A 16,315-nucleotide genomic window follows, 5' to 3' on the forward strand; every position below is an offset into this window, starting at 1 on the left:
CGTCCGGGCAATCATTCCACGGGTCTGTATTGATTGAAAGCACCGGAGATTAAAACATCGGCGCTTTTTACCGCTTTACCTTTAACGTATTCCCTTCCTCAGGCAGTGAATATGATGGCCGAATCCGAGTTTCTGATAGAGTTTGATGGCGGGTTGATTGAAATCCCACACTTCAACAAAGAGTTGTTGCACACCATAGTCTTCAAATTCTTTTTCTATCCGCTGTAACAGCTGAGTGCCGATCCCCTGTCCGCGATAGGACGGAAACACATAAAACTCGTCAATACTGCCCATCAATACCGGCTTGCTGACCGAAGAGACTAAATCAGCGAAATGCCCGGAAACAAATCCAATACAGTAATTACAGTAATGATCGCCAAAAGCGACAAACACTAATCCCTCAGGGGATTCTAAGTAGTCCGAAATTCGCTTCTCTTCCATCACTGCTTGTGCCGACTTGAAATGTTGCGGGCAAGCCAAGTGATGTTCATTGTGTAACTCATACATCATCTGTTCCAGAACGGGGAGATCCGATGATTTCGCCAACCGAATAGTAACCATAGCTGCCTCAGGCAAGGGATAGAATTATGGCTAGTTTATACCCGACGCTCCCCAAGGTAAAAACATAACGCGCCGCAAACCAGTGACAGGACAAACGACCAAGGGAGTGCTCCCCCCAGCACTGCCCCCGTCGTCAGCCATATTCGGCACTTTTACCCGGTCTTATGGTCGATATCGTGATGCAACGCCTGTTCAAGCTCGGATAAGCTCAACGGATCATCAATGGTTGAAGGTACCGTATAGCTCTCTCCGTCAGCGATTTGCCGAATCACGCGGCGCAGAATTTTACCTGAGCGCGTTTTCGGTAACCGCTCAACCACAACCGCGTGATGAAAACAGGCAATCGCCCCGATGTGGTCACGCACTTGTCCGACTAATTCAAGTTCTAACTGATGAGTGTCCACCTTCATACCATTTTTCAGTACCACCAGCCCCAATGGAAGCTGGCCTTTCAGCGCATCATGTACGCCAATCACGGCACACTCAGCCACCGCAGGATGAGCCCCGACAACTTCTTCCATTTCTCCGGTCGACAATCGATGTCCGGCGACATTGATCACATCATCGATCCTGCCCATAATAAACAGATAACCTTGTTCATCGACATATCCCCCGTCGCCGGATACATAGTATCCGGGAAACTGACTCAAATATCCCGATTCAAACCGGTCATGGTTACGCCAAATGGTTGGCAGGCAGCCGGGCGGCAGCGGTCGTTTCAGTGCCACATAGCCTTGTTGACCACACTGCTGAGGCTCTCCTTGCTCATTGAGAATTTCGACAACATAGCCCGGAGTTGCTTTGGTTGATGAACCCGGTTTGATCGGCATCGTTTCAATTCCTAACGGGTTACCGGCAATTGCCCAGCCGGTTTCCGTCTGCCACCAGTGATCGATCACCGGTTTATCGGTATGAGACTGAACCCATTCCAGTGTCGGCGGATCCAGCCGTTCTCCGGCCATAAAAATCGCCTGTAACGATTGGAGTGAATCACGATGAATCCATTCACCGTGAGGATCTTCTTTTTTAATCGCTCTGAACGCCGTCGGCGCCGAAAAAAGTATATCGACTTGGTATTGCTGACAAACCCGCCAGAATGCTCCCGGATCCGGTGTCCGCACCGGTTTACCTTCATAAAGTATCGTGGCACAACCATGAATCAGTGGTCCGTAGACAATATAGGAGTGGCCGACAACCCAGCCGACATCCGAAGCCGCCCAGAATACACCGTCTTGCGGCATATTATAGATTGCCGACATCGAATATTTCATTGCCACGGCATGACCACCGTTATCCCGAACCACGCCTTTCGGTTTACCGGTCGTCCCCGATGTATAAAGAATATATAACGGGTCGGTCGCCCGTACAGGCACACACTCATGCGGTTTCGCCTCCTCAAACAGACGTTGCCAGTCTTGATCTCTGGCTTGATTCAGCTCCGCGGTATGCACCGGACGCTGGACGATGATGACCTGCTCCGGTTTCCAGCGACTATCCATAATCGCTTTATCAACCAATGGCTTATACGGAATCACTTTATTGACCTCGATCCCGCATGAGGCCGTGATCAGCACTTTTGGTTCGGCATCTTCGATTCTCACGGCCAGCTCATTCGGGGCAAAACCACCGAATACGACCGAGTGAATCGCCCCCAGCCGGGCACAGGCCAGCATCGCCATCACCGCTTCGGGAATCATTGGCATATACAGCACAACCCGATCGCCTTTTGTGACCCCTTGAGCAGCCAACATGCCTGCGACACGCGCCACATCATCCCGTAACGCCTGATAATTCCACTGCTTTTGAACCCCCGTCGCCGGAGAATCATAAATCAGTGCCGTCTGTTCACCCCGACCTTGTTGGCAATGGTAATCCAGTGCCATCCATGCGGTGTTCATCACCCCATCGGAAAACCAGCGCTCGATCTGATGTTCATCGACACTCAGAATGGTTTGCGGTTTCTGAAACCAATCCAGTTTATCTGCCTGTTCACCCCAGAAGATCTCCGGGTAATCTTTGGCAAATTGATACTCTCGCTCATATGTAAGCATCGTTTCCCCCGTGGACAGTGGCCGGCACCTTATCTGTCCGATACCGGCGACTTTGGGAAGTTAATTTCACATCCGTTGTTGATCACCAATGTATTGATCACGGATTCATTGGTCACGAATTAGTTGATCACAAATTAATTGATCACAAACAACGCCATAAATTCATCAACCGGTGTCCGCTCCAGACGCGCCTGATCCAGACAGAGTGTCGTGATTGCTTCAACACGACTCTGAGGGAAACGGGTCTGTAGATTACGGATGAACTTTTGCTCGAGTATGGGAATCCCTGCTTCTCTGCGCCGACGATGACCAATCGGATATTCAACCTCGACTTTCTCTGTACATGAACCATCGCGGAAGAAAATCTGCATCGCGTTCGCAATCGAACGTTTATCGGATTCCAGATACTCACGGCTATAACGGGCATCTTCCTGAATCACCATCTTGTCTCTGAGCTGATCGATGCGCGGATCGTTCTGGTGGAAACTATCTTCATAATATTCAGCCACTAAATCACCATAGAGCAATGGCACGGCCGTCATATATTGCAGGCAGTGGTCACGGTCGGCCGGATTTGCCAGTTCACCGACCTTGGAAATAATCCGAATAGCTGATTCATGGGTGGTCATTTCAATGCGGTCAATCTCATCGATCCGATCCCGGACATGCGGATGTAACTGAACCGCACATTCAACTGCAGTCTGCGCATGGAACTCAGCCGGAAATGATATTTTAAACAGCACATTCTCCATCACATAACTGGAAAATTGTTGTGGAATATCAAACGCTTTACCTTTAAACAGCACATCATAATAGCCCCATTGCGGGGCTGAGAGTACCGTCGGAATCCCCATTTCACCCTTCATGGTGATCATCGCCAGCCGGACGGCTCTCGATGTTGCGTCTCCGGCAGCCCAAGATTTGCGAGAGCCGGCATTCGGTGCATGGCGATAGGTTCGCAGTGCTCCCCCATCGACCCAAGCCTGAGACAGTGCGTCAATAATCTGCTGCCGGCTTCCGCCAAGCATTTTCGTCACCACAGCCACTGAGGCAACACGTACCAAAAGTACATGGTCAAGCCCGACCCGGTTGAAACTATTGTTTAATGCCAGTACACCTTGAATCTCATGGGCTTTAATCATGGCGGTTAACACATCTTTCATCACCAACGGTGGTTTTCCCTGAGCAACAGCCAGGCGACTCAGATAATCCGCCGTCGCAAGAATACCGCCCAGATTATCTGAAGGATGACCCCATTCGGCCGCCAGCCAAGTGTCATTGAAATCCAGCCAGCGAATCATGCAACCGATGTTAAATGCGGCCGTGACCGGATCCAGCTCATGGGAAGTGCCCGGTACCCGGGCGCCATGACGTACGGTGGTGCCCGGCACAGTGGGACCTAAATGCTTGGTACATTCAGGAAAACGTAACGCGAGCAGGCCACATCCCAGCGTGTCGATCAGGCAATTGCGTGCGGTCTGATACGCTTCTTGTGACATGATTGGCTGTTGATCGACATAATCGGCAATTTGTACCAGTAATTCATCGGGTTGTTGCCGTTGATTAAAATCTACATTCTGACTCATGATTCTGTCCTTGGTTAACGCTGTTCAATCGGAATCCACTGCTGATGTTCCGGGCCCTGATAGTCAGCGCTCGGACGAATGATCCGGTTATTGTCCCGCTGCTCGAAAACATGTGCAGCCCAACCGGTCAAACGGCTGATAACGAAAATCGGGGTAAATAATGGCGTCGGAATTCCCATAAAGTGGTAAGCAGAAGCATGATAAAAATCAGCATTACAAAATAAGCCCTTCTCCCGTTTCATGACTGATTCTACCCGCTCTGAAACAGCATACAGATGGTGATCGCCAACTTGTTGAGAAAGACGTTGCGACCACTGTTTAATCAATGCATTGCGCGGATCACATTCCCGGTAGACCGCATGACCGAAGCCCATAATTTTGTCTTTCCGTGCCAGTTTTTCAAGCAGACCGGCTTCCGCCTGTTCCGGGGTCTCCCACTGCTCAATCATGGCCATCGCCGCTTCATTCGCACCGCCATGCAACGGGCCGCGAAGCGTACCGATTGCCCCCGTGATACAGGAGTGCAGATCCGATAGCGTCGAAGCACACACCCGGGCATTGAATGTTGAAGCATTGAATTCATGTTCTGCATACAAAATCAGGGAACAATGCATCGCCTGACGGAATTGCTCATCAGGTTCGCGATCTGACAGCATCTTCAGAAAGTAGCCACCGATAGAGGTTTCACTGTGATCGTCGGTGTTGATGCGCACCCCGTCATGGCTAAACCGATACCAGTAGCAGATGATGGCGGGAAAGCAGGCTAATAGCCGTTCAGTGGCGGATAACTGCTGAGAAAAATCGGTCTCAGGTTCAAGATTACCCAGTACCGAGCAGCCGGTGCGCATCACATCCATCGGATGAGTCTCAGCCGGTAAACGCTCTAAAACCTCTTTGAGAACCTGTGGTAAACCGCGTAACTGCATCAGATGGGTCGTGTAGGCATCTAACTCTTGTTGGTTCGGCAGTTTGCCTTTGAGTAGCAGGTAAGCCACTTCTTCAAACTGCGCATGGTTGGCAAGGTCTGTAATATCGTAACCCCGGTAGGTTAACCCTGTTCCGGTTTTCCCGACAGTGCATAAAGCAGTCGTGCCAGCACTCTGCCCTCGCAACCCTGCCCCTCCCAATTCCTTGTTTGGCATGTTGAGCTCCTTATTTCCCTGCCGCTTATCTCTGACGGATAATCATTGTCCCGTATCGGGCGATGATTCAGTCGGCCGGGTTGATTTCACGTGATGGATATAAATTGACTTACTGGTGCTGCTCAGAAAACAGTTGATCCAACTTATCTTCATAAGTGTGATAATTCAGATAGTCATATAGTGTTTGTCTGGTTTGCATCTGGGGCAGCAACGCCTGCTGATTGCCGGTTGTGAGCAGATGTTGATACACCATTTCCGCTGCTTGATTCATGGCTCTGAATGCACTCAACGGATACAGCACCATACTCACTTTTGCTCCGGCAAGCTCGTCACAGTCATACAGCGGTGTTTGACCAAATTCGGTGATATTCGCCAAAACCGGAATCGGTCTCCCGACGGCATCTTCCAGTGCCGTCGCGAACTGCTCATATTGACCTAATTCAACCATCGCTTCGGGGAAAATCATATCCGCCCCGGCCTCAACACAAGCAATCGCCCGTTCTATCGCCTTTTCCATGCCCTCAACTGCTAAAGCATCGGTTCGCGCCATGATGACAAAATCATCATCGGTACGCGCATCGACAGCGGCCTTAATTCTGTCGACCATTTCAGTCCGGCTGACAATCGCTTTATTCGGTCGGTGACCACACCTTTTCTGGAGCACCTGGTCTTCAATATGAACCGCAGCGGCTCCTGCTTTTTCCATTGCCCGGATAGTTCTGGCAATGGAGAATGCTCCACCGAACCCTGTATCAATATCCACGAGCAACGGCAAATCACTCGCATTGGTAATCCGCTCAACATCAACCAACACATCATTGAGTGTCGTGATCCCTAAATCAGGCACTCCGTAAGATGCATTGGCAACGCCGCCACCGGAAAGATAAATCGCCTGATGACCAATTTGTTGTGCCATCATGGCGCAATACGGATTAATCGTGCCGACAATTTGCAAAGGACGGTTGTCCCTGACTGCTGCTCTGAATTTTTTACCCGGACTATTCATGCTTGTTCTCCCTGTTCGGACAGCATATGGGCTTCAATCAGTTTCCGGCTGCCCGCAATATGACGTCGCATCAACATTTCAGCCAGTTCTTCATCCCGTTCCCGAATGGCCTTCAGAATAAACTGATGCTCCCCGAGCGCCTCTTCCGGCTGGCTGTGAGCACGGGGGGATTGATAGCGAAACATACGCAATAAATGATACAACTCATCACACAATAGCCGGATAAGCTGTTGATTGCGGCTGGCTTTGATAATGCAATAATGGAAATCGAAGTCACCATGCTGATGAAAATATGAAGCACCTTCAATGTGATGCAGATGGCGCGCGTGTTTGTCTAACAATGCTTCTAAACGCATCAATTCTGCGGATGTGATATAGCGGGCTGCAAGACGGGCGGCCATACCTTCGAGGGCTTCCCGTACCGCATACAGTTCAATCAACTTTTCATAAGACAACGCAATCACGCGTGCACCGACATGCGGGATCCGTTCAATCAGACCAAGGCCTTCCAGCCGCATCAAGGCTTCCCGTAATGGTCCCCGGCTGACCTGAAACTGACGGGCAAGATTGGGTTCGGAGATCTTACTGCCTGGCGCAATCTCTCCCTGAACAATCGCTTCAATCAAATAGTCCGTCAGATGCTCTGACTTGGTGTTGTCTTTCTCCGGTTGAATTAAATCTGTCGCTTGATCCACTGTCGTCTCTCTTTTAATGAGGTCTTTCTGACCGACTCCGGATAAAAAATAGCCGATCCGCTGCCATATTCGCAAGCAGATTGTTGACAATTTAGACTAATGTCTAACCATGCATTCTTGGTTTTAATATCAATAAAAAATTAAATTTTTTAAAAACAATCAGATAAAATAAATTCGATTTTTCATCATAAAATATTGTCAACAATCTATGCTGATCACGTCGACTTTGTATGTATGTTGCAGCCATTAGTCGAGGTAAATTAGTTGAAGTAAGTTGATTGAACTAAATGGAGTGCATTGAATTGAATGCATCAATGAATCGCCGGTCGGACAAGCAGTCTGCCACGGCTTACAGGCCGGGGAAATTTGGTCAGAAGAAAATGAGATAGGATTCATCGCTCAGCATATTGTTCATACCCGACTGAGCGATGATATTGCTGCAATTGAGAACAGCGAGTGTCAGGCCGCGGGCTTGGCTTGCCAATTCGGATTGATCAATGAGGTCAGATAGTGATCTTCCCACTGATCATTAATCAACAAAAAATCTTTCAGCTCTCCTTCATACTGAAAACCTAACCGTTTCAGTACGGCTTCACTGCGTTGATTACGGGGCATATATGTTGCAGAAATGCGATGCATATTCTGCGCTTCAAACATAAACCGACAAGCCATCGTTAATGCCCGGGTCATGATCCCTTTCCCCTGCGCATTTTCAGCCAATGAATAACCGACATAACAGCTATGAACCGGAAAACGTGAAATTTGGCTAAACGAGATGGTGCCGACCATTTCATTGGTAGAAATATCGAAAATCAGAAGATAGAAACCAAGTGCCATCGTTTCTAATTCTCTGAGTTTAATCAGACGCTGTGCCCAACCTTGCTCAAGAAAAAATTCCTCGTCCCGCTTCGGCTCCCACGGTGTCAGGTAGCGGCGGTTAACATTGAAATACCGGGCAATCGTTCTGGCGTCATCAATGCGGGCCGAACGAATAATAATATCACCATCGACATCATAAACTTGTTTATACATAAATGAGTTAGCGTCCTGTGCTTGTCACTCCGAAAAATCAGCCTCGCTCATCAAGGCGATTGGCATCCCGAAGCGATTAATGTTTGCGAATATCGTAATCGCGTAATTTGTTTGCCACTGAGGTATGAGAAACATTTAACCGTTTCGCCAGCTTACGACTTGAGGGGAATGACTGGTAAAGCTTCTCCAAAACCTTGGCTTCGTAATCTTTCATAATCTCGTCCAAAGAACCATCCAGATTTATCAGCCCAATGCCGCCATTAACCGCTTCAACTCCCGGAAGATGGAAATAGTCGATTTTTAACTCGTCGTCGGGCATCTCAGTCAATGCCCGCAACACCATATTATCGAGCTGGCGCATATTACCGGGCCATTGATAGTGCGACAACTGTTCAATCAGCGATTCATCATAATGGGGTTTTGCCATCCCCATGTGACGCACATGCTTGGCAATGAAGAGTTCCAGCAGTGGCTGAACATCACTTGGACGCTCACGTAATGGCGGAATCGATAGCGTCAACACATTCAACCGGTAAAACAGATCTTCACGGAATTTATCTGATTCCGCCAGTGCTGCCAGATTATGCCGCGTGGATGCAATGACCCGGACATCGACATGAATCTCATGCTCTTCCCCGACCCGGCGAAACGTCCCATCCTGAAGAAAACGTAATAACTTGATCTGAAGATGTGCACTCATCTCGCCGATTTCATCAAGAAAAACCGTACCGCCATTGGCCTGCTCAAAAATGCCCTTATGCCCTTCACGATGATTGAAAGAGCCCGGGGCGTGACCGAATAACTCGGTTTCGGCAACGTCATCCGGCATCGATGCACAGCTCACGACCAAAAAGGGTCTCGATGAACGTTCCGAGCGATTATGGCAGGCTTTCGCCAACATTTCTTTTCCGGTACCGGTTTCGCCCTCAATCAGTAAAGGTTGATCAAGCATTGCCAGCTTTTTTGCCTGATTGATAAGATGCTTGTGTCGGTTTGAGATCCCGACGAAGTGTTCAAATCCCAGTTCACTATGAAGCGGTAAGTGAACAGGTTGTACGCCATGGTGCACTTGACTAGCCCGTAAAATCACCATAGCACTGGCCAGAATCGACTCTTTCGCCTCACTCTGAATATAAACCGGCATGATTTCCAGTACATAGTCCAGACCATTAAGAACAATCTCCTCACGCTGGCGGGATTTACTGCCCTCAAGCCAACGCGAAAAATTAAACGCATGAACCAGCGTTGAAATCGCATGACCGACAACTTCGTGTTGCTGTTTATTGAGCAGGGATAACGCCGCATAGTTGGCAGTATCGACAAAGCCTTTTAAGTTAATCGCCAACACCGCATCCGGCAAATTGTTCAGCAGCGAAATCAGCTCAGTGTTATGTCGTTCCACGGGCATAAAAGGAATCTTCCGGACGTCTTTCACACCTGAAATCATGCGAATCTGAGCCATCAGCTCACTAAACGTCGTGAAATCAATATCCGGGCAGTTCAGATAAATAATCCCTGAAATATCAATTTCAATCCCTCTTAAATCGATATTTCTGGAGACCAGAATATCCAATAGTTCCCGGGTCAACCCGAGTCGGTCTTCACAAAAGACTTCTAGACGCACAAAAAGCAACCCACACGTGTAAGGAAAAGTTGACAGTAGTTTCTATCAACACTGAATCTCCGTCAAGTCACAAAAATACCCCGGTAAAAACGGATGTACTGATATCACAGTTTCGTCAAAACTCAGTTCGATACTGATTTGAGAATCGGCCTGACGAAATATATTCCGGGCAGAAATGGCCAGTTATGATGTTTTCATCAGTGTCAGCACTCTTGAAACAATCGCTTTTCTGACGCTGGCCAGCTTCGCTTTTCGTTCCGGCACCCATGGCAGCGGACGTAATAATGTCACCGCCTGAAGTCCCAGACGCGCAGTAAGAATCCCCACGCCAACTCCCTGACCGGCTCTGGCTGATATTTTCCCGGCCAATCCTGCGGAAAGCAGATCGGTTCCCGCGTCAATTGCAATTTCGCTGACACCGGCAGCCGCCATGTTGATAAACATCGTCCGCAATAAACGGATGCGAGACCAATACCCCAAACGAACGCCATATAAATCAGATAGCCGGTTAATCATGCTCAGATTGCGCCACGCCACCAGTAGCATGTCGGTCACCGCCAACGGGCTGACTGCCACCAAAGCTGCGGATTCCGCCGCATAACGGGATATCATCTGAACCGCTTTATCATCGAGATGCTTCAGGACAAACACATCGAACAACGCCAGAATCTCACCATCGTTATAAGCGGTATTGAGGTGTTTTTCCCATTCAGCCACATGCTGAGGTTCAATCGCTGTCGCAGAACCGTCAGTCAGGCCGGCCTCATCAATCATTTTACGGCACAGTTCGGTTGCCAGGCCGACACTGTGTGACTGAATCAGGGTTTCAGCTTCCGCCTGACGGGTGAAGTGCTTGCGCAATGAGCGTAGTGTAAACCACTCTTTCACTAACTGAGTGAGGCCAGCCCCGGCGACCGCTGTCACGAGAGCGCTCCATCCCAGCGTTAACCATTCTCGGTTCTGATATGCCGCAACAATCGTGTCTGCCGCCTGCCAGCCGACTAACCCCACAAAAGCGCAACCACTCAGCCGCCAGAACCAAGGCGATTTGCTCCGGGGCCGAATCACCGTATCGAGATTGACATCTTCTGATTCCGCCAGTGACGATTGTGCGACAGGTTCAGGCGTAAATTTTTCTTCATCAAACTGCTGTTGTTCCAGCAGCGATGCGGTTTGCTCATCCGGTGATTTCAGGTCTTGCTGAAAAACTCGTTTCGGTTGATAAGGTGTCATCGCAATTTATCTCCGATTAGATATTCCAGTACCGCATCCAGACGAATGTGAGGGAGCGGTTGTTGAGGATCAGATATTTGTGGGCGAAACTCGGTAAAATCAAACCGTTGAGATTGCCAGAATGCCGGGGATGGCAGTTTTTCCGGAACTTCTCCGGGAAATAGCGTCACACTATCTCCGCTGAGCGTGGTGCCCTGAATCGCATGTATGCGCCCTTCCGGTGCTGTGATATATCCGGCTTGTGTCGCCTGAACAGATGCTAAAGTCATGCATTCCATCGCCACGTTTTGATAAGAAACATCCTGCCAGACCGGCTGAATCATCTGATTCAGCAAATGCAGCAAATGCGCGTGCTGATCCGGTGTCACATGATCCGCTTTGGTGGCAGCAAACAGCACTTTATCGATTGTTGGGGAAAACAGTCGTGACAATAATCCACTCCGTCCGTACTTAAAGCTCTGTAGCAGTTGTACCAAGGCCTGTTGCATATCGATGAAAGAATCCTGCCCCGCATTGAGCGGGCTCAGACAGTCCACCAGCACCACCTGACGATCAAATGTGGCAAAATATTCCCGATAGAAATTGCGCACAACTTTTGTCTGATACTCTTGGTAACGTGCTTTGAGCACGTCATAGTTGGTCGTCAGTGAGCGACGTGAACGATACTCATCCGGCGGGAGACACGGAAAAAACTGTAATACCGGCGCACCGGCCAGCTCCCCGGGTAACACAAACCGACCGGGTTGTACCCAGTGAAAACCGGCCGCTTTACAATCATGCAGATAATCGGTGTATGCCGTTGCGATGTCGGCCAATCGTTGTTCATCGGCTTCTGCATTCAGATCCAATGCCTGACTCTTCGCCAGCCACAGCTCTGCCATGGGTTGTCTCTGCCCGTTTAACCGCTGAATTTGTTGCGCTGACCACTGTTCAAAACTCATCTCCAGTAACGGTAAATCGAGCAGCCACTCTCCCGGATAGTCGATCAAATCGATATGTAATGTCAGCGATTTACCTAACAGACGTTTACTTCTTTTTTCCGGTCGGTATTTGATGGCGACACGTGTTTCACTGACATCCCGGGTCGGCGCCGGCCAACCGGGAGGCTGACTCTGAATCGCTGAAATAGCTTTTTCATAATCAAACCGAGAAACCATTAAATTACGTTGCGGAATGCGTTTGGTACCGATAATACGTTGTTGTTGACTCGCAGCCAGAAAAGGCAAATGACGATGTGTTGAAAGATACTGAATTTGATTAAGCAGTGAGGTGATAAAAGCCGTTTTCCCGGCTCGCGACAGTCCGGTGACCGCGATTTTGATATTCGCGTCCAGCCCCCGCTGAATCAATTCCGAAACATCCTGACCAATCTGTCGCATCGATACCTCTTGTCTTTAGCTAAAATTATTTCTTAAGTGATGGTGAACTGCTGATGGTGAACTGCAATAGCATCCCTGCCCCTCTCAGTATAGGTTCAGGCTGATGAGGTCTGATTCAGCCCCAGCGCTCGCTGTGTCCGTTGGCTCAACCCCAATGAAACGATCCGGTAAGATTCAGAGAGATAATACCTCAATGCCTCATCGGTTTCGGCTGTATTAGTTTCGGCTGTACTATGATACTGCTGGATCCACTTCATACCACGAGATGCAAAATAAGGAGCTGGCCGATATCCGGATTGCTCGCTTAAAAAGTCAAAGTTAAGTAGCGATGTCTTAAACGTAAATGCCGGTTGCCCCTCTTGGTTCAGGCTCCCGACAGCGAAGACTTTACCACCGATCTTCCACACATGAGATCCGCGCCACTGCACCACATAAGTCGTCGCCGGCAGTGAACGACAAAACGCATTATACTCATCTAGGCTCATAAAAAGCTCCTTATACTGAATCGCAATCCATCTTTCAGCCCCCCGTAAAATAAGAGAGACAAACTACCTTAACCAAGCTAGAATGCGGTGTCTCTTTTTCCTCCAATCTACTGACCAATATAAGCTGTTATAAAAATGAAATCATCCCAGCAACCGATTTTTCCCATCGGTGTCCAATTTATGTTTCTGTCTGCTTTGGGATTCGCCCTCATGACTGCATGTGTCAAGGCCACCAGTCTGCACGGAATTCCCGTTTTCGAAATCGTTGCCGCCCGCGCACTAGTATCGCTGATCATCAGCTACATCGATGTCAGACGTAAGAAAATTTCGGTTTGGGGGCACAATAAACCGCTGTTGTTTGCCCGGGGCGCAGTGGGAACAGTCGCACTGATGTGCGTCTATTATTCGGTAACCACTCTCCCTCTGGCTGAGGCGACCATTTTACAATATATCCATCCGGTGTTTACGGCGCTGTTAGCCGTGTTGTTCTTAAAAGAAAGGGTTCAACCGGCAACCATCATCTGTATTGTGACCTGTCTGCTCGGATTGTACTTTATCCTGCAATCTGATATGTCCTCAGAGTCAACGACACCGCTCCCCTTGCTGAGCGTTGCATTCGCGCTAATGGGCGCATTCGGCAGTTCAGTCGCTTATGTGATTGTCAAAAAACTGAGCCCGACAGAAGACAGCTCGGTAATCATTTTCTATTTTCCGCTGGTCGCATTGCCGATCGCTTCTGTACTGATTGGCGACGATTTTGTCTGGCCTGATTTCAATCTTACGATTCTGCTCATTCTGGTCGGTATATTTACACAGATCGGGCAGTATGGCCTGACCAAAGCAATGCAAACTCAGGATGCCGGCCGGGCTTCAGCATTTGCTTACGTACAAATCGTTATTTCTGTAATTATCGGTATTGTTGTATTTGACGAAGTGCCATCGTTCTGGACCTTGAGCGGCGGTATTTTAATCGTCTCCGGTGCACTGATAAATCTGTTCGGACAGCGATTAAGACTCTCCCGGTGTTGATGAATTTTTCCCGGCAAAACAGCACTGACTGACAGTAAAAAAGAAATCTTGTGAGGGGGATATAGATTTCCCCCTCGCTAACGGATGCCAGCACCGCTATGATAGAGAACGCGGGGGATATGCCTCATATTCATTAAGGACATCTGAACATCATGAGATGGATTGCACTGGCTGTGTTGCTGTTTCACCTACCCATAGAGACTCACGCCACTGAGTCATCAACAGAGTCATGGTCACTCTACAAATCAGATGACAACGTCAAAGTTTATAGCCACAAAACGGCTACAGGTCGTATAGAAGTCAAAGCGGTCGCTACGGTTCAAGCCGTTCCCGGTGCCTTAGTCGCTTTATTACATGATGCGCAACGCGGCCCCGAGTGGATTGCAAACTGTCGTCGGGTCGTGATCGAAACAAAATCCGTGCATGAGCGGATTATCCATGTTTATTACAGTGCCCCTTGGCCTGTTGAAGATCGGGACATGGTCATCGATTCCGTCATTCATTATGATCCGCAAGCCCAGAAATACACGATTAGTGTACAAGATGTTGGTGATCAATATCCTCTCGAGCGAAATTATATTCGAATGAAAGATGTGCGTGGAGAATGGCAAGCCATTCGACTGAATCACCAGCAGACGCAAATCTCGTATCAAGGTCAAGGCAGTGCTGCGGGTCATATGCCGCTGTGGCTGGAAAATAAACTCTTGTTGAGTTCGACTTATGAAACCTTCTTAAATATGGCCACTGTGATTGAAGAAAAAATTTACCAGCCCCCAATCAATCATTAGGGATATTGGCTTAGGATAGCTAAACGGCATATCACACGCTGCGATCAACACCCGTTCAGATTGAACAAAATTCAACTACGAAAGGTCACCTGCCCCTCGTCAAGCCATAACTGGTCATTGGCTGTCACAACTTCTGAGACAGATGCCTGCTCAGAGATCTGTTCCTGTCCCTGCGGTTCATCGTCAGCAGAGGAAAACAGATAAGTCAGCACACCAACACTCAGCATATAAATACTGGCAGTAATGATTGCGACAATTAGGATGAATTTTTTGAACCACTGCATGGTTGTTCTCGTAAAATTGAATGGGTAGCAAACCATACCAAACTGGATAGAAATTGAAAGCATTTCATCATTCCACAAGACGGCACATCGCAGATTTTATAAAGCCGCTGTCACAATCTGTCACATGACTAACGATAAGCGCTACATTTCACTGATGTTTTTCATTTTATAATAAAAACACATAACTCAATGTTTTTTATTCGTCAAATCACGAAACAATTATTTAATGGAAAACAATAATAATGAAAAAAGTAATTTACAGTACCATGCTGATAGTATCACTCGGTGGCTGCGGTGGCTCTGACGGTGGTTCAAACCCCCTTGTCAATTACCAATCCAATGGATTAGGGTTCAGTGATATTACCAATGGTTTTGATATCTCCGTTCACTTGTATAATCAGTTGAATGAAGACCAGATAGAAAAAGACAATGCCACGGTAACATTCGACATTAACAATAATTCCACATTTGATGATGGCGACATTCGGATCAAAGTCGGCAATACATCAGGTATACCTAATATTTACTATGAGTCTGGCTGGACTGTCGGTGACTTTATTGTCGAATATAACAAAGCCGGGACGATCTTGTCCGTTCGGCCAAACAGCGGAGTCATTGTTGGAGGGAATAATATTCTGACCAACGATATTGGCTCAGTCTCCTACCGACTCACCACATTCAACGATACGTTTGTCAGTAATCATCTGATATTCAGGATCAATCGAGCCTTTACTTCAAGCGATGCGGATGCCCCGCTGATCAAACAAAGTCTGAATAATATTTCCAGTGCGACCCCATTTAATATTGAATTCAGTGATGGCGTCAGCAGTGCAGACTATATTCCCGGTAAAGACGTATTCAGCCAAGGCACATTTAGCGATAACAAAAATGATTACACTGGCAATAATAATCAAGTGGATCTGAAGTCAATCAATATCAGCAACATCTAATCATGGGTTATCAGCGCAACGGAGATACGCGCTTTATTAGCAACAGTGCGAGTCACATAGAGTGAGCAACAGATTATTCACAACAACAATTCAATGATGAATGATTCCGATGTCAGTAATCCCCCCATCGGAATAAGCCCCAAAAACAAAAGCCTCTTAACAGAGTAATGCCGATCAGTTAAGAAATTTTCGAGATCATTTGACCGATCTTTAAAAGGCTTCAAAATCCGATATTCGTTATCTGATATCGGATTTTCTTTATGCGTTTTGAAAGCGAATTAGCCACAGCCTTTAAGTCCTGTAATACCTTCCATACTTTTGAAAAATATGCCGAGTTGCTATCGCCAGAGCTTATTCAGCAAGGCTTCAAACAAGCTGGAGTCGCAACGTTGAGAAAGCGCCGACTACCACTTGAAACCGTGCTATGGTCAATCATCGGAATGGCGCTATATCGTCAGAAGTCTGTTTGG

Annotated in this window: 16 protein-coding genes; 4 read left to right on the plus strand and 12 right to left on the minus strand. The window is 48.0% G+C overall.

Translation table 11 applies throughout. The features are described from left to right. Positions 1-81 precede the first annotated feature (81 nt). The 11 genes from VR7878_RS14075 to VR7878_RS14125 form a co-directional block, all read right to left on the minus strand. Entirely contained in the window at positions 82-561 is a 480-nt protein-coding gene (locus tag VR7878_RS14075) for a GNAT family N-acetyltransferase (RefSeq protein WP_077336715.1), read from the minus strand. A 152-nt stretch (positions 562-713) separates the two neighbouring features. Then, entirely contained in the window at positions 714-2,612 is a 1,899-nt protein-coding gene (locus VR7878_RS14080) for a propionyl-CoA synthetase (RefSeq protein WP_077336716.1), read from the minus strand. Between the two features lie 134 nt (positions 2,613-2,746). After that, positions 2,747-4,198: a bifunctional 2-methylcitrate dehydratase/aconitate hydratase gene (locus tag VR7878_RS14085; RefSeq protein WP_077336717.1), complete on the minus strand. Its 1,452-nt coding sequence runs from the start codon at positions 4,196-4,198 to the stop codon at positions 2,747-2,749. 14 nt (positions 4,199-4,212) lie between these two features. Then, positions 4,213-5,340, minus strand: a complete 1,128-nt coding sequence (gene prpC, locus VR7878_RS14090; RefSeq protein WP_077336718.1) for a bifunctional 2-methylcitrate synthase/citrate synthase — start codon at positions 5,338-5,340, stop codon at positions 4,213-4,215. A gap of 109 nt (positions 5,341-5,449) precedes the next feature. Then, complete coding sequence (gene prpB, locus VR7878_RS14095; protein WP_077336719.1) at positions 5,450-6,346, minus strand: methylisocitrate lyase; 897 nt, start codon at positions 6,344-6,346, stop codon at positions 5,450-5,452. Further along, entirely contained in the window at positions 6,343-7,041 is a 699-nt protein-coding gene (locus VR7878_RS14100) for a GntR family transcriptional regulator (protein ID WP_139344101.1), read from the minus strand. The genes prpB and VR7878_RS14100 overlap by 4 nt, the downstream gene beginning before the upstream one ends. A gap of 459 nt (positions 7,042-7,500) precedes the next feature. Continuing rightward, positions 7,501-8,073, minus strand: coding sequence for a GNAT family N-acetyltransferase (locus VR7878_RS14105; protein ID WP_077336720.1), 573 nt, complete (start codon positions 8,071-8,073; stop codon positions 7,501-7,503). 76 nt (positions 8,074-8,149) lie between these two features. After that, positions 8,150-9,697 (minus strand): transcriptional regulator TyrR, encoded by a 1,548-nt coding sequence (tyrR, locus tag VR7878_RS14110; RefSeq protein WP_077336736.1) that lies wholly within the window; start codon positions 9,695-9,697, stop codon positions 8,150-8,152. A gap of 183 nt (positions 9,698-9,880) precedes the next feature. Further along, positions 9,881-10,930, minus strand: coding sequence for a YcjF family protein (locus VR7878_RS14115; protein ID WP_077336721.1), 1,050 nt, complete (start codon positions 10,928-10,930; stop codon positions 9,881-9,883). After that, positions 10,927-12,309, minus strand: coding sequence for a YcjX family GTP-binding protein (locus VR7878_RS14120; RefSeq protein ID WP_077336722.1), 1,383 nt, complete (start codon positions 12,307-12,309; stop codon positions 10,927-10,929). The genes VR7878_RS14115 and VR7878_RS14120 overlap by 4 nt, the downstream gene beginning before the upstream one ends. A gap of 95 nt (positions 12,310-12,404) precedes the next feature. Continuing rightward, a complete protein-coding gene (locus tag VR7878_RS14125) occupies positions 12,405-12,794 on the minus strand; it encodes an MmcQ/YjbR family DNA-binding protein (protein ID WP_077336723.1) in 390 nt (129 codons plus the stop codon). A 135-nt stretch (positions 12,795-12,929) separates the two neighbouring features. Between VR7878_RS14125 and VR7878_RS14130 the strand changes: the two genes are divergently transcribed. Further along, positions 12,930-13,823: a DMT family transporter gene (locus tag VR7878_RS14130; RefSeq protein WP_077336724.1), complete on the plus strand. Its 894-nt coding sequence runs from the start codon at positions 12,930-12,932 to the stop codon at positions 13,821-13,823. 152 nt (positions 13,824-13,975) lie between these two features. Continuing rightward, complete coding sequence (locus VR7878_RS14135; protein WP_077336725.1) at positions 13,976-14,611, plus strand: SRPBCC family protein; 636 nt, start codon at positions 13,976-13,978, stop codon at positions 14,609-14,611. A gap of 71 nt (positions 14,612-14,682) precedes the next feature. On the opposite strand, the gene VR7878_RS14140 is transcribed toward VR7878_RS14135, so the two are convergent. Further along, positions 14,683-14,958: a hypothetical protein gene (locus VR7878_RS14140; RefSeq protein WP_077336726.1), complete on the minus strand. Its 276-nt coding sequence runs from the start codon at positions 14,956-14,958 to the stop codon at positions 14,683-14,685. A gap of 179 nt (positions 14,959-15,137) precedes the next feature. Here VR7878_RS14140 and VR7878_RS14145 point away from each other — a divergent pair, with 179 nt between their 5' ends. Beyond that, complete coding sequence (locus VR7878_RS14145; RefSeq protein WP_077336727.1) at positions 15,138-15,845, plus strand: hypothetical protein; 708 nt, start codon at positions 15,138-15,140, stop codon at positions 15,843-15,845. Positions 15,846-16,105: 260 nt separating this feature from the next. After that, the coding region (locus tag VR7878_RS14150; RefSeq protein ID WP_077336737.1) for a transposase domain-containing protein at positions 16,106-16,315 on the plus strand (210 nt) is incomplete at its 3' end.

Source organism: Vibrio ruber DSM 16370, assembly GCF_900163965.1.
GTDB classification, from domain to species: Bacteria; Pseudomonadota; Gammaproteobacteria; order Enterobacterales; family Vibrionaceae; genus Vibrio; species Vibrio ruber.